The organism is Sphingomonas sp. SAFR-052 (assembly GCF_051965015.1).
Lineage (GTDB): Bacteria > Pseudomonadota > Alphaproteobacteria > Sphingomonadales > Sphingomonadaceae > Sphingomonas.
In genome coordinates, this window is record NZ_JBQCMO010000007.1 from 218882 (window position 1) to 236280 (window position 17399).

The following is a 17399-nucleotide window of genomic DNA, read 5'->3' on the forward strand; positions in this document are numbered from 1 at the left end:
AGAACATGGCCGAGATGGGCCGCTTCGACTGGCAAGACCCGTTCGCACTCGACGCGCAACTGACCGACGAAGAGCGGATGGTCCGCGACGTGGCGCATGGCTATGCCCGCGAACAGCTGCTGCCGCGCGTCACCCGCGCGTTCCTCGACGAGGATTTCGCGCGCGAGATCATGTCGGAAATGGGCGCGCTGGGGCTGCTGGGGCCGACGATCGATCCCGAATATGGCGGCGCCGGCCTCGGCTATGTCGCCTATGGCCTGGTCGCGCGCGAGGTCGAGGCGGTCGATTCGGGCTATCGCAGCGCGATGAGCGTGCAGTCGAGCCTCGTGATGCATCCGATCAACGCCTATGGATCGGAAGAACAGCGCCGCAAGTACCTGCCCAAGCTGGCGAGCGGCGAATGGGTCGGCTGTTTCGGGCTGACCGAACCCGATGCCGGGTCCGATCCGGCAGGGATGCGCACCCGGGCCGAGAAGATCGATGGCGGCTACCGCATCTCAGGCGCCAAGATGTGGATCACCAATTCGCCGATCGCCGACGTGTTCGTCGTGTGGGCCAAGTCCGACGCGCATGACGGCAAGATCCGCGGCTTCGTGCTGGAAAAGGGCATGAAGGGGCTGTCGGCGCCGAAGATCGAGGGCAAGCTGTCGTTGCGCGCGTCGATCACCGGCGAGATCGTGATGGACGGGGTCGAGGTCGGCGAGGACGCGCTGCTCCCCAATGTCGAGGGGCTGAAGGGGCCGTTCGGCTGCCTCAACCGCGCGCGTTACGGCATTGCGTGGGGGACGATGGGCGCGGCCGAATTCTGCATGCAGGCCGCGCGGCAATATACGCTCGACCGCAAGCAGTTCGGGGTGCCGCTGGCGTCGAAGCAGCTGGTGCAGCTGAAGCTCGCCGACATGCAGACCGAAATTGCGCTGGGGCTGCAGGCGGCGCTGCGCGCGGGCCGGATGTTCGACGAGGGGACGCTGGCCCCCGAAGCAATCTCGATCATCAAGCGCAACAATTGCGGCAAGGCGCTGGCCATCGCCCGCACCGCGCGCGACATGCATGGCGGCAACGGCATCGCCGCCGAATTCCATGTGATGCGCCATGCGATCAATCTCGAAACGGTCAACACCTATGAGGGCACGCATGACGTGCACGGCCTGATCCAGGGCCGGGCGATCACCGGGATCGCCGCCTTCTGATGGACCGTCAGCCCGAGTTGCGGGGGGAACTGGTGCATATCGCGCCGACCTCCGCCGACGACTATGCCACGCTGTATGGCGTCGCGGCAGACCCGGCGATCTGGGACCAGCATCCCGCGCACGACCGCTGGCGGGAACCGGTGTTCCGCGCCTTCTTCGACGAAGGGCTGGCGACCGGCGGAATGCTGACCGTTCGCGATGCGGCGGATGGTGCGGTGATCGGCGCGACCCGCTATGTCGCGGCGGGGGATGCGGCTGTCGAGATCGGCTGGACCTTCCTCGCGCGCAGCCATTGGCGGCGGGGCTATAATCGCGAATTGAAGCGGCTGATGATCGACCATGCGCTGGCGAGGGTCGGTGCGGTGCGGTTCAGCGCCGGCATCGACAACCACCGGTCGCGGCGCGCGATCGAGGCACTGGGCGCGGTGCAGTTGCCGGATGCAATGGTCGAACGCGGCGGACAGATCGTGCCGCGTGCCATCTACGAATTGCGCCGCGCGTGAAGCCGCTGGTCGGTGTCCGGGTGGTCGAACTGGCGCGGATCCTTGCCGGACCATGGTGCGGGCAATTGCTCGCCGACCTCGGGGCGGAGGTGGTGAAGGTCGAACGGCCGGGCGCGGGCGACGACACCCGCCACTGGGGGCCGCCCTTCGTCACCGCGCCCGACGGCAGCAACCGCGACGCCGCCTATTTCCACGCCGCCAATCGCGGCAAGCGGTCGGTGGCGATCGATATCGCGACGCCGGCGGGACAGGCCGAGGTCCGCGCGCTGGTCGCAGAGGCCGATATCGTCATCGAGAATTACAAGGTCGGCGGCCTGACCAAATACGGCCTCGACCATGCGGCGCTGTCGGCGGTGCGGCCAGGGCTCGTCACCTGTTCGATCACCGGTTTCGGGCAGGACGGGCCCTATGCCCACCGCGCCGGATACGACTTCATCATCCAGGCGATGGGCGGCGCGATGTCGCTGACCGGCGAGCCGGACGGACCGCCGCAAAAGGCGGGCGTCGCCTATGCCGATATCTTTACCGGCACCTATGCCGTGGTCGCGATCCTCGCGGCGCTGCGCCGTCGCGACTTGACCGGCGAAGGGGCGCATATCGACATGGCGCTGCTCGACACGCAGGTCGCGGTGCTCGGCAATCAGGCGCTGAACTGGATGGCGAGCGGGGTGGTGCCGACGCGGATGGGCAATGGCCACGCCAATCTCGCCCCCTATCAGGCGTTCGAGACGGCGGACGGCGCGCTCATCATCGCGGTGGGCAACGATCAGCAATTCGCACGGCTGTGCGGGGTGTTAGGGCTTGATCTGCACCACGACGCGCGCTTTGCGACCAATCCGGCGCGGGTGGTGCATCGCCGCGACCTGATCCCGGCGATGCAGGCGGCGGTGGCGACGTGGCGCAAGGCCGAACTGCACGAGGCGCTGGAGGCCGCCGGCATCCCCGCCGGGCCGATCAACGCGCTGGATGACGTGTTCGCCGACCGCCAAGTGGTGGCGCGCGGCATGGCGATCCGCCCCGATGGGCTGCCCGGCCTCGCCAGCCCGATCGTGATCGATGGCGAGCGGATGGTCGCCGAACACGGGGCACCGGCACGGCCGGAAGTTGGCAAAGGTTACACGTAGCGACGTTTGCGGCGCGACGTTCCGGCGCAAGGGCACGCGACTGCGTCGACCGCGAGCCTGACAGCGGATCGCCGTGTAGGAAAGCGCTATCCCAACACGCGCCGGACCAGCGCGCCGCAATCGGCATTGCCGGCGCGATGTTCGTCGTCGCCATCGATCGCATGGCCCAGCATGCGCAGGATGCCGCCAGCGCTTTTCACGCCGGGCGGGATGCGGATGTCGGGGTCCTGTATCCGGCCGCCGATCCGCACCGGCTGGTCGAGGTGCAGGAGCGTGCGCTGCTTGGGGCTGCCGGTCAGCGCGATCGACAGGCGTTCGTCGGACAGGCGCACCACCCCCTGCCCCCGCGTCTGCGCGCGCGAGGTGTCGATCAGCAGCGGGTCGATCCGGCCGATACCGTTGGTCACGTCCAGCCGCAGCCCGAGGCAGCGCAGCCGGGCGCGCGCATCCTCGTCGGTGGTCAGCCCGCGCGCGACATCGGCGCCGAGCAGCGACGCCATCTTCGCCGGCAGCGTGCCGCCCGCTGCCGCAAAGCCGATCATGCCATCCGACCGGCCGATCGCGTCGCGGATCGTATCGCCGCTACCGACCAGCTTCAGCCGCGCGCGCAACGGCGCATCGACCGGGGCACCGCCGGCGAAGGTCGAGATGCGTGAATCGACCAGTTTCAGGTCGAAGGTCGCGCGAGGCGTCGTCCGCTCGCGCTGGTCGACCACGACCTGCCCGGTGATCCGCCCCTGCGCCAGCCGCACGGTCAGCGGCGCGACGGTCAGGCGGCTATGGTCGATCGCCAGCACGGTATCGAGGCTGCGTAACCCCGCCATGTCGAGCAGCCGGTCGACGCGGATCGCCAGTCGCCCGTCGACGCCGCCCATTTTTTCCAGATTGATGCGGGTGCCGGGTACGACACGCGGGCCGATGCGGCGTTCGACAGCGATGGCGCGGGCGCGGCCTTCGTCGGTGGCGAGATCGTCGAACGACAGGTCGGCGAAATGCAGGCTGCCGTCGATCTTCGTGCGTTCGCCGTCTTTGCCGATCGTCGCCTTCGCCGCCCTCAGGCTCGACCGACCGATCGTGCCCCACAGGCGTTCGATGACCCAGGTCGGGTTGTCGTGGCGGATGCGAGCGGCGAGCCTGACCGGCTGGGTACCGAACAGCCCCGCCTCGATCAGCGCGTCGAGCGTCTTGAGGTCGTTGGCGCGTGCGGTCAGATCGACGGTCATGCGGTCGGTGCCGAGCGGCGAGGCCATGACGCCCTTCGCATCGACGGTGATGGTCGGGCCATCGACCCGCGCAGCGAACGGCCACTGCCCGTCGCCCCGAATGGCCGGGCCGGTCAGCGCGACCTGTACCGGGTGTTCGTCGATCGCGCCGTTGCCCTCTGCCCGAAAACCGTTTGCGTCGGAGGCGACGGTGACGGCGAAGCGGCGGTTCTGCACCGCGTCGCGATAATCGATCACGAGATCGCGGATCGTCAGGCTGGTGATCGCCGCCGCCGATCCCTTGTCGCCGCGCTTGTCAGGCTGCCAGTTCTTGCGCCCGTCGCGGGTGCGCACCATCGCCACGCGTCCGCCATCGATGGCTAGCGCCTGCAGGTCGAATTTGCCGCGCAGCAACGGCAGGACCTTGAAGCGGAAATCGACGCGTTTCAGCCGGACCAGATCGCCCTTTCCGGCCCAGTGCGGCTGGGCGATGGTCAGGTCGCGGACGATCAGCGTCGGCGAGAAGGACAGCGGCTCGACCCGTTCGATCGTGCCGATCGACACGTCCGACCCGAAACGCTGCGCGAGGCGCGCGCTGACCCGATCGCGCAACAGGCCCCATGGAAAGGCGGCGAGAATCAGCAGGATGAGGAGCGCGAGGCCGAGGATGCCGCCAAGGATGAACCGCCACGGGCGCGATAGCCTGACCATCTTGCGATAAGTCGGAACGGGGGCGTTCGTTCCATGGGCGCAATGGAATTGCTGGGGTAGCCGTTGGCACGCCTTAGGCTGCGATCACGTCACTTTGCCGTTTCGGATCGCCTTGTTGGGAAACGGCTGGATTGCCAGCGACAGGATCGGACGGCTCCACGTCGCCTTTATCGTCGGCGGTTTCGTGCCGACCACAACCGCGCCCATCGCCTCATAAAAGCCGACTGAGGGCGGATGGGAAACAATTCTAATCGAGGCAATGCCCCGCCGCCTCGCTTCCTCGATCATATGCCGAAACAGCATAGACCCTAAGCCACTACCCTGAAGGTCATTCGCTATGAACATTAGGTCCAGTTCGGGTTCACCGTTGAGGGTTAAACTGTAAAACCCGCACAGGCTGCCTTCACGTTCAGCGACATGCAAAACATCTTGTTCGATCTGCGAAGGTACGATCTCATACCCGTCAAGGATACTCGCGTATTTGCCTCTGTAAGCGGCCGAACCATGCATTAGATCAGTAAGTGCCTCCGCATCATCGGGCACCGCAGGGCGGATCGTAATCACGGTCACTGCCTATCATCTGCCTGCCGCCCTCTGCAATCGGGCACGATGCGGGCATGGCGCCTCCTTAAGTAGGCACCTGTAACACCGATCCCGCCGCATCGATCGTATCGAAGGATGTTGGCTGGTTTCGCTTTCCCGGAACTTGCTCCCAACCTTGTTTCCCGGAATTGCCTTCCTAAGATGAGGAAACTGGAATGCCGATACCCTCCCTCCTTAGAAATCGACCGCAATCCCCTTGTGCGTCCAGTCGCCATAGCGCGTCGGACTCAGGCCCAAGGGATCGTCGCCGTCCGATTTGGGGGGGATCGGTTCGGGCGTCGGCACCGGCGGGGATTTGGAGAGATGCGCGGGTGGCTTCACATGCGGGGGGCGCTCGCCCATAGGAGATCCTTTCCGGTTCGTCAGGATGCACTTGGCGGACCAGCGACAGGATTCAAGTGATCGATCGACCAACTTCGCCGGAACGCCGCCGCGCGGCCCGGCCCCGCCTTGCCCCCGAACCACCGGGCGTGCCCGCGCGGCGGGCTGCACTCAGGCTGCTCGACGCCGTCATCCGGCGGGGATTGCCGCTAGAGGCGGCGCTGGCCAGCGCAACGCAGGAACTCGACCGGCGTGAGGATCGTGGGCTGGCCCATGCGATCGCGGCGGCGGTGCTGCGGCGGCTGCCCGATCTCGACGCGCTGATCGACAGCGCGACGCAGCGCCCGCTGCCCGACGATGCCAAGGCGCGCTTCGTGCTGCGCATAGCGCTGGGGCAGGCTTTGGTGCTGAACACCCCGCCGCATGCCGCGATCGCGACGGTGCTGCCGCTGGTCGATGGGGGGCCGCGCAAGCTGGTGCATGGCGTGTTCGGGACGTTGATGCGGGGCAATGCGCGGCTGTCCGATGCGGCGGCGCTGCCCGCCGATACCGATGCGCGCTGGTGCGCGGCATGGGGCGAGGACATCGTGATCGAGGCGGCGCGCGCCATCGCACAGCAGCCGCCGGTCGATTTGTCGCTGAAGGGCGAGGCCGGGCCGGAGGGCGAGGCGCTGGCGGCGCACCACCGGCGGCTGCACGATGCGGCGTCGATCCCCGACCTGCCCGGCTATGCCGAGGGCGAATGGTGGGTGCAGGATCTGGCGGCGTCGATCCCGGCGCGGCTGCTGGGCAAGGGGCCGGGCAGCGCGATCGACCTGTGTGCCGCGCCGGGCGGCAAGACGTTGCAACTGGCCGCCGCCGGGTGGGACGTGACCGCGCTCGACAATTCGGAGAGTCGGTTGGGGCGGTTGCGCGAGAATCTGGAACGGACCGGGTTGGCGGCTTCGGTGGTGACCGGCGATGCGTTGGTGTGGAAGCCGAGCGCGCCCGCGGACGCGGTGCTGCTCGACGCGCCGTGCAGCGCGACCGGCATCTTCCGCCGCCACCCCGACGTGCTCCACCGGGTGCGGCCGAGCGTGATCGCCGAGACGGCGGCCTTGCAGGCGCGGCTACTGGCGCGCGCCGCCGACTGGGTGAAGCCGGGCGGGCGGCTGGTCTATGCGACCTGCTCGCTCGAGCCAGCCGAGGGCGAGGCGCAGTTGACCCGGTTCCTCGGCAGCCGCAGCGATTACGCGATCGAGCCGGCGACGGCGGACGAACTGCCCACGGGCGTCGCGGCGCATCGCGAGGGCTATGTGCGGACGCTGCCGGGGATGCTGGCGGACAAGGGCGGGATGGACGGGTTCTTCATCGTTCGGTTGCGGCGTCGGTAGGAAAAGCTGGTTCACGTGCCGGGTCGGCCGTCTTCTTACCGCACCTCCGCGCGAACCAATTCTTGCCCGCTTCCCTTGCCGCATGACGAGACCATGCTAGGACGCATTCCATGCAACCGGTCCGCATCGCCCCCTCCATCCTGTCCGCCGATTTCGCCAAGCTGGGCGAGGAAGTCCGTGCCATCGACACGGCGGGCGCGGACTGGATCCATATCGACGTCATGGACGGGCATTTCGTCCCGAATCTGACGATCGGTCCGGCGGTGGTGAAGGCGCTGCGCCCGCATAGCGCGAAGCCGTTCGACGTTCATCTGATGGTGTCGCCGGTCGATCCGCTGGTCGAGGCATTTGCCGAAGCGGGTGCCGACATCCTGTCGGTGCATCCGGAATCGGGGCCGCATCTTCACCGCACGCTTCAGCGGATCAAGACGTTGGGCAAGCGCGCCGGGGTCGTGCTCAATCCGGGCACCCCGGTCGAGGTGGTCGACCATGTCCTCGACCTCACCGACCTGCTGCTGGTGATGAGCGTCAATCCGGGGTTCGGCGGGCAGAAGTTCATCGACAGCCAGCTGCGCAAGATCGAACAGTTGCGCGCGCGGATCGACGCGACCGGGCGGGCGATCGACCTGCAGGTCGATGGCGGCATCGACCGCGCGACTGCGCCCAAGGCGATCGCGGCAGGTGCCGATTGCCTGGTCGCCGGCACCGCGACCTTTACCGGCGGCCCCACCGCCTATGCCGCGAACATCGCCGCATTGCGGGGCGCATGACCCCGCCCCAGCCGATCGACGAACCCCGGGACGGCATCGACGTCGGCAAGCGGCTGGTGCGGCAGGGCGGCGGCACCGGGCTATCGCTGTCCGAACGCATCGCCGAGAAATTGCAGCGGCTCGCGTGGCGCACGCCGCTGCATGGGCTGCGGCTGAAGGGGCGGCATCCGCTCAAGCTGATCGCGATCGCCGATGATCCGTTTCTGGGCGATCTGGCGCGCGGACAGGCGCTGCTGGCGGGGCAGTTGATGTTCCGCGGCGAAAGCGTGCCGATCGACCGGCTGGGACTCGACCGGCCGAAATTCTCCGCAGCCTTTGCCGAGCATCTCCATGGCTTTGCGTGGTTGCGCGACCTGTCGAGCGTCGCGCCGCGCGTGACGGCGGTGCCGATCGCCGAGACGCTGATGCTGCAATGGCTGAACGCGCATGGCGACCGGGTGTCCGAACCGGCTTGGGGACCGCATCTGACCGGGCGGCGGCTGCTGTTCTGGATCGCGCATGCCCCGCTGATCCTGTCGTCGACCGACCTCGTCTATCGATCGCGGGTGCTCAACACGATCGCGCGCGCCGCCCGGCATCTGGACGGCGAGGCGGGCAAGGCGCCTGGGGGCATCCGCGCGATCACCGCCTGGGCCGGGGTGGTCGCCGCCGGCCTCGTCATTCCCGGCGGCGATCCGCGGCGCAGTTTCGGCGAGAACGGGTTGGCGCGCGCGCTGACCACCGGGGTGTTCGACGATGGCGGTATCGTCAGCCGTTCGCCCGCCGACCAGCTCGACGTGGTGATGACGCTGACGGCCTTGCGTGAAATCTATGCGGCGCGGCGGCTCGACATGCCCGAGGCGCAGCAACTGGCGCTGACCCGCATGGTCGCGGCGCTGCTGGGCGTGTGCCATGGCGAGGGCGGGCTTGCCTGTTGGCAGGGATCGGGGCCGGTGACAGGCGAGCGTATCGCCGACGTCGTCGCCGCGACCGGGGTGCGTACCCGGCCGCTACGCCATGCCGGCGACTGGGGCTATCAGCGGCTGGCAGCGGGGCGCACCGTGCTGATCGTCGATGCAGCGCCGCCGCCGGTGGCACGGGCGGCACGCGAAGGCTGCGCATCGACGCTTGCGTTCGAACTGTCCGATCACGGCCAGCGGATCGTCGTCAATTGCGGCGGGGCGGGCGCGGCGCTGCTGACGCTGTCCCCCGAACTGCGCCGCGCGCTGCGCACCACCGCCGCGCATTCGACACTGGTGCTCGACGATGCCAATTCGACCGCGATCCATGCCGACGGATCGCTGGGCAAGGGCGTCGGCGTGGTCGACATGGCGCGACAGGAAAGCGACGCGATCAGCCGAATCGAGGTCGCGCATGACGGCTATGCCAAGCGCCTGGGCTTCCAGCATCGCCGCGTCCTGACCCTTTCTGCCGATGGTCGCGACGTGCAGGGCGAGGATATGCTGATCCCGACCGGCCGGCGCGGGCGCAAGGGCGAGACGAACTTCGTCGCGCGCTTCCATCTCGCGCCGGGGATCGAGATCGCGCCGACGCCCGACGGGCAGGCCGCGTTCCTGCGCGTGCCCGACGGCCCGGTCTGGCAATTCCGCTGCAAGGGCGCGACGCTGGGCGTCGAGGAAAGCCTGTGGATCGACGAAGCCGGCCTGCCCGTCGCGACGTTCCAGCTGGTCCTGTCCGGCGCGACCCCGCCGGGGGGGCACGACTTTTCGTGGCGGTTCCACCGGGCGCGGTAGGCGATCACCCCGGCGACGCCGCCGATCCGGCGAGCAAACCGCCATCGATATTGACCTCGGTCCCGGTGATATAGGTCGCTTCGTCCGACGCCAGCATCGCCGCCACTGCCGCAACCTCTTCCGGCAGGCCGAAGCGTTTGAGCGGGGTGTCGCCGACCAGTGCCGCCATCCGCGCTTCCCGGTCCGGACCGTCGCCGAGCATCGGTTCCCAGATCGGGGTGAGGATCGCCGCTGGGTGGATCGAGTTGCAGCGGATGCGCCAACCGTTCTGCGCACAATAGAGCGCGACGCTCTTGCTATGGTTGCGGATCGCCGCCTTCGATGACGCATAGGCCGCTGCGCCGGGAATACCGACCAGGCCCGATCGCGACGATATGTTGATGATTGCCCCGGTCCCCGCCGCCTTCATCGCGCCGATCGCATAGCGACAGCCGAGGAACGTGCCGTCGAGGTTGACGGCATGGACCGCGCGCCAATCGGCCAGCGAGGCGTGTTCGGGGTCGTGCGCGACCATTCCGCCCTCGAACCCGGTCACCCCGGCGTTGTTGACGACGACGTCGGCGACCGGCACCTCGGCGGCAAGGCGCGCCCAGTCGTCTTCTCGGCGCACGTCGAGGGGTAGGAAGCGACAGCCGATCGCGGCGGCGGCGGCCCGGCCGGCGGTTTCGTCAATATTGGTCAGGACGACGGTGCCGCCCTCGGCATGGAAACGGGTGGCGATGGCATGGCCGATGCCGCGCGCCGCGCCGGTGACGACGCAGATTTTCGATTGCAGACGTTGCATGAGAGAGTCCGGATACAGAGGGTCGTCGGGCGGATCGTACCGCCGCATGGTGCCGCCGATCAGCGGAACTGCTGGACCATGTTCCCTACTCCGGCTCGAATCCGCGGCGATGCTATCGTACCCGTCTGAAGGTCGCAACCTCCACCCCCTTGCCCCGCCGTCCCTTTCGCGCGAAAGGGCGCGCCCATGGATCATGTCACTCCGCAGCGCGCGCTCCTCTCGGTTTCCGACAAGAGCGGCATCGTCGACCTCGCCACCGCCCTTGCCCGTCACGGCGTCGAACTGGTGTCCACCGGCGGGACCGCCGCCGCGCTGCGTGATGCGGGGCTGACGGTCCGCGATATTTCCGACCTGACCGGGTTTCCCGAGATGATGGATGGCCGGGTCAAGACGCTGCACCCGATCGTGCATGGCGGGTTGCTGGCGGTGCGCGACAATGCGGAACATGTCGCATCGATGCAGGAACATGGCATCGGCGCGATCGATATCGTCGTCGTCAATCTCTATCCGTTCGAAGCGACCGTGGCCAAGGGCGCCGATCGCGACACGATCATCGAGAATATCGACATCGGCGGTCCGTCGATGGTGCGATCGGCGGCGAAGAACCATGATGCGGTGGCGATCGTCACCGACCCCGCCGATTACGGCGCGCTGATCGCCGAACTGGACGCGAATGGCGGCACCAGCCTCGCCACCCGTCGCCGCTTCGCCGCCAAGGCCTATGCCGCGACCGCCGCATACGACTCGGCAATCGCGCAGTGGTTCGCCTTTGCCGATCAGGGACAGGCATTTCCCGACACCCTTCCCCTCGCCTTCACTCGTGGTGCGGAATTGCGCTATGGCGAGAACCCGCACCAGTCGGCGTCGCTCTATATTCCACGTGGCCCCGCGGCGCGTGGCATCGCGCAGGCCGAGCAGGTGCAGGGCAAGGCGCTGAGCTACAACAACTATAACGATGCCGATGCCGCGCTGGAACTGGTCAGCGAATTCCGCGACGGCCCGCCGACGGTGGTCATCGTCAAGCACGCCAATCCGTGCGGCGTCGCGACCGGCGACACGCTGATCGAGGCGTACAGGGAAGCGCTCGCCTGCGACAGCGTGTCGGCATTCGGCGGGATCATCGCCGTCAACCGCCCGCTGGACGGCGAGACGGCGCGCGCGATCAGTGGCATCTTCACTGAAGTCGTCGCCGCCCCCGCTGCGGACGACGAGGCCAAGGCGGTGTTCGCCGCCAAGAAGAACCTCCGCCTCCTGCTGACCGGCGACCTGCCCGATCCGGCGCGCGGCGGGCTCACCGTCAAGACCATTGCCGGCGGGCTGCTGGTCCAGTCGCGCGATGCCGGCAATCTGGGGCAGGTCGAGCTGAAGGTCGTGACCAAGCGTCAGCCGACCGAACAGGAACTGGCCGATTGCCGCTTTGCCTGGACCGTTGCCAAGCATGTGAAGTCGAACGCGATCGTCTATGCCAAGGACGGCAGCACCGCCGGCATCGGGGCGGGGCAGATGAACCGGCTGGAATCGGCGCGCATCGCCGCGTGGAAGGCGAAGGACGCCGCGGACAAGGCCGGCTGGAGCGAGCCACGCACCATCGGTTCGGCGGTTGCGTCGGACGCGTTCTTCCCGTTTGCCGACGGCCTGCTGGCGGCAGTCGAGGCTGGCGCAACGGCAGTGATCCAGCCGGGCGGATCGATCCGCGACGAGGAAGTCGTTGCAGCGGCCGATGAAGCCGGCCTGGCGATGGTGTTCACGGGGATGCGCCACTTCCGGCATTGATCGGGTGCGTACCCCCGCGCAGGCGGGGGTCCAGGGCAACACGAGCGGACCACGGTTCTGTGCGGCTCTGGCCCCCCGCCTGCGCGGGGGTACATCCGGGAATAGGCCCTCCAAGGTTCGTTTGCCTACCAAGCCGCCGCCGGTACGACCGGGCGTATGCCGTTGCTCCGTGACACCCACTACGCCGCCTTCCTGTTCGACATGGACGGAACGCTGCTCGATTCCTCCGAAGCCGTCGAACGAGTCTGGCGGCGCTGGTGCGCGCGGCACGGCATCGATGCCGAGGCGCTGATCGCAGTCTGTCATGGCGTGCGCGGCGAGGACACGGTTCGCCGCTTCGCCACGCCCGGCATGGATATCGATGTCGAAGCAGCGTGGCTGAACGCCGCCGAGCTGGAGGATGTCGATGGCGTCGTGCCGATCGCGGGCATCCATGCCCTGATCGACGGGCTCGGCCGCGACGAATGGGCGATCGTCACCTCCGCGCCGCGCAATCTTGCCGAAGTGCGGCTGCGCGCGGTCGGACTGCCGGTGCCCGAGGTGTTCGTTACCGCCGAGGACGTGACGCAGGGCAAGCCCGACCCGCAGGGGTTCCGCCTTGCCGCCGACCGGCTCGGCGTGGCGATTACCGACTGTCTGGTGTTCGAGGATTCGCCGGCCGGCGTCGCGGCGGGCAAGGCGGCGGGTGCGGCGATCGCGATCGTCGGTCCGCGCGTGGCCGCGACGGAGGGAAATTATGCCATTACCGACTATCGCTGATCTGACCATCGATCGCCGGACGCTGCTGGCGGGTCTGGGGGCTTCGGCGGTGCTGCCGCGCGCGGCGCTGGCCGCCAATCCGCCGATTCCCGGCTGGTATGCCGATCCGGAGATTCGCATCTTCGCCAACCGTTACTGGATCTATCCGACCTATTCCGCCGACAAGGGCACCCCGGCGCCGCAGAGCCGCTTCACGCGGTGGCAGGCGAACGAACGCAAGGCCCCGCACATCTGGCATCCGTTCCTGCGCCAGACGTTTCTCGACGCCTTTTCCTCGCCCGATCTGGTGCACTGGACGCGGCATCCGCGCGTGCTCGACGTCGAGCGGGTCGGCTGGGCGGCCTATTCGATGTGGGCACCCTCGGCGATCGAGCATCGCGGGCGCTATTATCTGTTCTTCGGCGCGAACGACATCAAGAACGATGCGCAGACCGGCGGCATCGGCGTCGCGGTGGCCGACCGACCGGAAGGGCCGTTTCGCGACGCGATCGGCAAACCGCTGATCGACAGAATCGTGAACGGCGCGCAGCCGATCGACCAGATGGCATTTCGCGACGACGACGGGCAGGTCTATCTCTATTATGGCGGGTGGAAGCACTGCAACGTCGTGCGGCTGTCCGACACGCTGACCGGCATCGTCCCCTTCGCCGATGGCACGACGTTCAAATTGATCACCCCCTCGCCCGATTATGTCGAGGGGCCGTTCATGGCCAAGCGGAACGGCGTCTATTATCTGATGTGGTCGGAGGGCGACTGGACCGGACCCGACTACCGCGTCGCCTATGCCACCGGGCCGAGTGCCGTCGGACCGTTCACCCCGCGCGGCGTGGTGCTGCAACAGGATGCGCGGGTCGCACGCGGGGCGGGGCATCATTCGCTGTTGCGGATACCGGGAACCGACGACTGGTACATCGTCTATCACCGGCGGCCCTTGGGCGAGACCGACGGCAATCACCGCGAGATCGCGGTCGACCGGCTGTATTTTCGGGCCGACGGCAGCATCGCGCCGGTGGTGATTACCGAGCAGGGCGTCGGGGCGCGGGTGTTGGCAAAACGATGAACCGTACCCCCGCGTAGGCGGGGGTCCAGGGTCAAGCAGCGATGACGCTCAGGGCTCTGGATTCCCGCCTGCGCGGGAATACGGCTGAAGAAAAGCTTATCCGTGCACCGCGACGATCGCCGACACCACCGTCTGGATCAGTTGCTGCCTTTCCGGCACCGGCCGCGCGGTATCGCCGATCATCACTGCCACGGCATAGGATTTGCCGTCGGGTGCGGTCAGGATGCCGACATCGTTGAAGCCCGCCGTGCGCCCGCCCAGATCCTGCCCGGTCCCGGTCTTGTGCGCGACGCTCCACCCGGCGGGCAGTGCGGCGCGCAGCCGGGCGCGGCCGGTGCGGGTATGGCTCATCGTGTCGAGCAGCCAGCTGGTCGATTGCGGCGTCAGCAACATGCCATGGCGCAGCCGCGCCAGCGCATCGGCGATCGCGCCTGCGCCGGCGCCATCGGGCGGATCGGCGACATAGGCCTGATAGGCGGCGCGGCGGACATTGGGGTCGAGCCGCGAGCGCGCCTGCGCAAAGGCATTGCCCTGCGAATATTCCTGTTTCCACGGCAGCCCGGCAGTCTTTGCCTGCAGCAACCGCTCGCCGGGGCCGAAACGGATGTTGCCCAAACCCCGGCTGGCGATGAAGTCGCGCACCGCCACCGGCCCGCCCGCCAGGTTCAGCAGCTTGTCGTTGGCGGTATTGTCGCTCAGCGTCAGCGCGCGGCGCAGCAGGTCGCCGACCGTCGTCTTGAACACGCCATCCTTCATCAGATAGGCGATCGGCTGGTGAAACAGCGTCAGGTCGCTGCGGGTAATCGTGACCGGGGTGGTCAGCGCCAGCCTGCCCTCGTCGATCGCGTTCATCGTGGTCAGCGCGACCCACAGCTTGCTGACCGATTGCTGCGGCATGCGCTGGTCCATCGCGTGGCCGACGACCCAGCCCTCGTCGATGCTGCGCACCGCGATGCCGACTTTGCCCTGGAACCCGCCGCCCAACGCGTTGACGGCCGCGACCAAGGCCGGCGGCGCCGGTCGCGTCGGTGCGGGCAAGGGTACGGGCACCGCTGCTTTCGGTGCGGCTGCCTGTGCTGCCGGCGGCAAGGTGCGCGTCGCCAAGCCCACGCCACCCAGCGCGATCAGTCCCATCACCAGCGCCGCGCTCTGCGGCCGGACCTTCTTCAGCATCTGCACGATCTTCTCACCCCGTCCTGTCGCGACCATGCTGCGAGGAGGATTAACATTACAAGGCGTTGCCGCGCCCTTGCGACGAATCCCCCTACAGCGGCGACGAATGGGGGAAACCGGTGGTCTTGGGTCTGATCCGGCAAAGCCGGATCACCGCGGCACCGGCCCACGCAAGTGAATCAGTCCAACGTCAGGGGACGAGGATGGTGTCGACCGCTTCCGCCGCCGTCTCCGGGTAATCGAGCGTATAGTGCAGCCCGCGGCTTTCCTTGCGGTGCAGCGCCGATCGCACGATCAGGTCGGCCGACTGCAACAGGTTGCGCAGTTCGATCAGGTCGGGGGTGACGCGGAAATGGCCGTAATAATCGGCGATTTCCTCGCTCAGCATCGCGATGCGGTGCCGTGCGCGCTCGAGCCGCTTGGTCGACCGCACGATGCCGACATAATTCCACATGAACCGGCGGATTTCGGTCCAGTTCTGCTTGATGACGACCTCTTCGTCCGAATCGGTCACGCGGCTTTCGTCCCATGGCCGGATCGCGGGCGGCGGGGGCAGCGTGTCCCAGCGCGCGGCAATGTCGCGCGCCGCCGCTTCGCCGAACACGAAACATTCGAGCAGCGAGTTGGACGCGAGGCGATTGGCGCCGTGCAGCCCCGATTGCGACACCTCGCCAACCGCATAGAGACCGGGCAGGTCGGTGCGCCCGTCGCGATCGATCACCACGCCGCCACAGGTATAATGCTGTGCCGGCACGACCGGGATCGGCTGGGTCGTCATGTCGATGCCGAGGCCGAGCAGCTTTTCATGGATGTTGGGGAAATGGCCGCGCACGAATTCGGGCGGCATATGGCTGATGTCCAGATGGACGTAATCGAGGCCGAAGCGCTTGATCTCGGCATCGATCGCGCGCGCGACGATATCGCGCGGCGCCAGTTCGGCCCGGCGGTCGTAATAGGGCATGAAATTCTTGGCGGTATGGGGGTTCATCAGCTTGCCCCCCTCGCCGCGCACCGCCTCGGTGATCAGGAAGTTCTTGACCTCCAGATTGTAGAGGCAGGTCGGGTGGAACTGCATGAACTCCATGTTCGATACGCGGCACCCGGCACGCCACGCCATGGCGATGCCGTCGCCGGTCGCGCCGCGTGGGGCGGTGCTGAACAGATAGGTCCGCCCCGCCCCGCCGGTCGCGAGGATTGTCGCACGCGCGGTATAGAGCTCGACCCGGTCGGTGGCACGGTTGAACGCATAGACGCCCCAGACATTGCCCGCCCCCGAATAACGCTGCTCGTGGCGGCTGGTGGCGAGGTCGACCGCGACCATGTCGGGCAGCAGCGTGACGTTGGGATGCGCCTTGGCCGCGCGGATCAGCGCTTCCTGCACCGCCCATCCGGTCGCGTCGTCGACATGGACGATGCGCCGGTGCGAATGGCCACCCTCGCGGGTCAGGTGCAGCGCCTCGCCGTCCATGTTGAACGGCACGCCGAGCGCCGCGAGCCGTTCGATCGCCGCCGGCGCGCCCTCGACCACGAACTCGACGGTCGCACGGTCGTTCAGGCCGGCACCCGCGACCATCGTGTCCTCAACATGGTTGTCGAATGTGTCGCCTGGTTCGAGCACCGCCGCGATCCCGCCCTGCGCCCATGCGGTCGACCCTTCGTTGAGCGCCCCCTTGGCCAGTACCGTGACCTGGAACCGCTCGGCGAGATGCAACGCGGCGGTCAGGCCGGCGGCGCCCGATCCGATGATGAGGATGTCGGTCTGGGCAGGGGCGTGGGACAAGGGGCACTCCGATCGATCTGGCGCGCGACTATGCGGGTTTGCCGCGGCGTGACAACCGGTGGCGTTGCGCGCGCTGGCGGCAGCGTCGGACGACGATGGAAAATGTGGACGATGTGCAGATGCCGGGACGCGGCGACGACGTCCGTCGTGCCATGCGCTGGGCCACGAGACCATCAGTAGCGTGGCGCGACCGATATACCCCCAGCGATGCGGGAATGGCCGGACGGTTGCCCCGTCGGGCAGAGGGTGCCGGCGTTTCCCGGCATCGGCAGAGTCCCGTATCGGCCGGGACGACGGATACGCGAGGATCAGCGTTGGTCGTATCGACAGCCATCGCAGCTGCGTCAAGCATAGCCGTTGAGATCACGCGGCACCGTCGGGAGCGTCGCCGTCTCGCTTACCGCAGGCGCCTGAACGCGAAAAGCCCCGGTCTTGATCGAGGCCGGGGCTTATGTGTGAGGTATGGTTGCGGGGACAGGATTTGAACCTGTGACCTTCAGGTTATGAGCCTGACGAGCTACCGGGCTGCTCCACCCCGCG

The 17399-nt window shown here is 67.8% G+C and carries 15 protein-coding genes and 1 tRNA gene; 9 read left to right on the plus strand and 7 right to left on the minus strand.

All coding sequences use genetic code 11. The features are described from left to right. Positions 1-5 precede the first annotated feature (5 nt). Genes ACTHQV_RS13995 through ACTHQV_RS14005 form a run of 3 tightly spaced genes read left to right on the plus strand, consistent with a single transcriptional unit; the run spans position 6 to position 2817 of the window. Positions 6-1190, plus strand: a complete 1185-nt coding sequence (locus tag ACTHQV_RS13995) for an acyl-CoA dehydrogenase (RefSeq protein WP_440491098.1) — start codon at positions 6-8, stop codon at positions 1188-1190. Continuing rightward, on the plus strand, positions 1190-1693 hold the full coding sequence (locus ACTHQV_RS14000; protein ID WP_440491100.1) for a GNAT family N-acetyltransferase: 504 nt from the start codon (positions 1190-1192) through the stop codon (positions 1691-1693). Before ACTHQV_RS13995 ends, ACTHQV_RS14000 begins: the two co-directional genes overlap by 1 nt. Further along, complete coding sequence (locus tag ACTHQV_RS14005) at positions 1690-2817, plus strand: CaiB/BaiF CoA transferase family protein (RefSeq protein WP_440491102.1); 1128 nt, start codon at positions 1690-1692, stop codon at positions 2815-2817. Before ACTHQV_RS14000 ends, ACTHQV_RS14005 begins: the two co-directional genes overlap by 4 nt. 86 nt (positions 2818-2903) lie before the next feature. Here the strand turns inward: ACTHQV_RS14005 and ACTHQV_RS14010 are convergent, their stop codons facing one another. The 3 genes from ACTHQV_RS14010 to ACTHQV_RS14020 all read right to left on the minus strand — a co-directional run bounded on the left by ACTHQV_RS14010 (position 2904) and on the right by ACTHQV_RS14020 (position 5675). Beyond that, positions 2904-4730 carry an AsmA family protein gene (locus tag ACTHQV_RS14010; protein WP_440491103.1) on the minus strand — a complete coding sequence of 609 codons (1827 nt, stop codon included), beginning with the start codon at positions 4728-4730 and terminating at the stop codon, positions 2904-2906. Positions 4731-4814: 84 nt separating this feature from the next. Then, positions 4815-5300: an N-acetyltransferase family protein gene (locus ACTHQV_RS14015; protein WP_440491105.1), complete on the minus strand. Its 486-nt coding sequence runs from the start codon at positions 5298-5300 to the stop codon at positions 4815-4817. A gap of 207 nt (positions 5301-5507) precedes the next feature. Then, positions 5508-5675, minus strand: coding sequence for a DUF1674 domain-containing protein (locus ACTHQV_RS14020; RefSeq protein WP_440491107.1), 168 nt, complete (start codon positions 5673-5675; stop codon positions 5508-5510). A 59-nt stretch (positions 5676-5734) separates the two neighbouring features. On the opposite strand from ACTHQV_RS14020, the gene ACTHQV_RS14025 reads away from it, so the two are divergent. From ACTHQV_RS14025 to ACTHQV_RS14035, 3 genes are all read left to right on the plus strand, one after another. After that, the gene (locus ACTHQV_RS14025; protein ID WP_440491129.1) at positions 5735-7027 is read left to right on the plus strand and encodes an RsmB/NOP family class I SAM-dependent RNA methyltransferase; all 1293 of its coding nucleotides are present in this window, start codon (positions 5735-5737) and stop codon (positions 7025-7027) included. Between the two features lie 110 nt (positions 7028-7137). Continuing rightward, positions 7138-7797, plus strand: a complete 660-nt coding sequence (gene rpe / locus ACTHQV_RS14030; protein ID WP_440491109.1) for a ribulose-phosphate 3-epimerase — start codon at positions 7138-7140, stop codon at positions 7795-7797. Next, positions 7794-9530 (plus strand): heparinase II/III family protein, encoded by a 1737-nt coding sequence (locus tag ACTHQV_RS14035; RefSeq protein WP_440491111.1) that lies wholly within the window; start codon positions 7794-7796, stop codon positions 9528-9530. The genes rpe and ACTHQV_RS14035 overlap by 4 nt, the downstream gene beginning before the upstream one ends. Before the next feature lie 4 nt (positions 9531-9534). On the opposite strand, the gene ACTHQV_RS14040 is transcribed toward ACTHQV_RS14035, so the two are convergent. Next, positions 9535-10314 carry an SDR family oxidoreductase gene (locus ACTHQV_RS14040; RefSeq protein ID WP_440491112.1) on the minus strand — a complete coding sequence of 260 codons (780 nt, stop codon included), beginning with the start codon at positions 10312-10314 and terminating at the stop codon, positions 9535-9537. Between the two features lie 186 nt (positions 10315-10500). Between ACTHQV_RS14040 and purH the strand changes: the two genes are divergently transcribed. The 3 genes from purH to ACTHQV_RS14055 all read left to right on the plus strand — a co-directional run bounded on the left by purH (position 10501) and on the right by ACTHQV_RS14055 (position 13906). Then, a complete protein-coding gene (purH, locus tag ACTHQV_RS14045; protein ID WP_440491114.1) occupies positions 10501-12087 on the plus strand; it encodes a bifunctional phosphoribosylaminoimidazolecarboxamide formyltransferase/IMP cyclohydrolase in 1587 nt (528 codons plus the stop codon). A 156-nt stretch (positions 12088-12243) separates the two neighbouring features. Then, on the plus strand, positions 12244-12846 hold the full coding sequence (locus ACTHQV_RS14050; RefSeq protein ID WP_440491115.1) for an HAD-IA family hydrolase: 603 nt from the start codon (positions 12244-12246) through the stop codon (positions 12844-12846). Further along, complete coding sequence (locus ACTHQV_RS14055) at positions 12824-13906, plus strand: glycoside hydrolase family 43 protein (RefSeq protein ID WP_440491116.1); 1083 nt, start codon at positions 12824-12826, stop codon at positions 13904-13906. The genes ACTHQV_RS14050 and ACTHQV_RS14055 overlap by 23 nt, the downstream gene beginning before the upstream one ends. A gap of 96 nt (positions 13907-14002) precedes the next feature. Here the strand turns inward: ACTHQV_RS14055 and ACTHQV_RS14060 are convergent, their stop codons facing one another. The 3 genes from ACTHQV_RS14060 to ACTHQV_RS14070 all read right to left on the minus strand — a co-directional run bounded on the left by ACTHQV_RS14060 (position 14003) and on the right by ACTHQV_RS14070 (position 17399). Further along, positions 14003-15115, minus strand: coding sequence for a serine hydrolase (locus ACTHQV_RS14060; RefSeq protein WP_440491117.1), 1113 nt, complete (start codon positions 15113-15115; stop codon positions 14003-14005). Between the two features lie 154 nt (positions 15116-15269). Continuing rightward, entirely contained in the window at positions 15270-16859 is a 1590-nt protein-coding gene (nadB, locus tag ACTHQV_RS14065) for an L-aspartate oxidase (protein ID WP_440491118.1), read from the minus strand. 463 nt (positions 16860-17322) lie between these two features. Further along, a tRNA-Met gene (locus tag ACTHQV_RS14070) sits at positions 17323-17399 on the minus strand.

Coding starts and splice junctions, on each gene's coding strand:
- ACTHQV_RS14055 (WP_440491116.1), top strand. CDS start 12,824: ATGCCATTACCGACTATCGCTGATCTGACCATCGATCGCCGGACGCTG.
- ACTHQV_RS14010 (WP_440491103.1), bottom strand. CDS start 4,730: ATGGTCAGGCTATCGCGCCCGTGGCGGTTCATCCTTGGCGGCATCCTC.
- ACTHQV_RS14040 (WP_440491112.1), bottom strand. CDS start 10,314: ATGCAACGTCTGCAATCGAAAATCTGCGTCGTCACCGGCGCGGCGCGC.
- purH (WP_440491114.1), top strand. CDS start 10,501: ATGGATCATGTCACTCCGCAGCGCGCGCTCCTCTCGGTTTCCGACAAG.
- ACTHQV_RS14035 (WP_440491111.1), top strand. CDS start 7,794: ATGACCCCGCCCCAGCCGATCGACGAACCCCGGGACGGCATCGACGTC.
- ACTHQV_RS13995 (WP_440491098.1), top strand. CDS start 6: ATGGCCGAGATGGGCCGCTTCGACTGGCAAGACCCGTTCGCACTCGAC.
- ACTHQV_RS14020 (WP_440491107.1), bottom strand. CDS start 5,675: ATGGGCGAGCGCCCCCCGCATGTGAAGCCACCCGCGCATCTCTCCAAA.
- rpe (WP_440491109.1), top strand. CDS start 7,138: ATGCAACCGGTCCGCATCGCCCCCTCCATCCTGTCCGCCGATTTCGCC.
- ACTHQV_RS14000 (WP_440491100.1), top strand. CDS start 1,190: ATGGACCGTCAGCCCGAGTTGCGGGGGGAACTGGTGCATATCGCGCCG.
- ACTHQV_RS14050 (WP_440491115.1), top strand. CDS start 12,244: ATGCCGTTGCTCCGTGACACCCACTACGCCGCCTTCCTGTTCGACATG.
- ACTHQV_RS14060 (WP_440491117.1), bottom strand. CDS start 15,115: ATGGTCGCGACAGGACGGGGTGAGAAGATCGTGCAGATGCTGAAGAAG.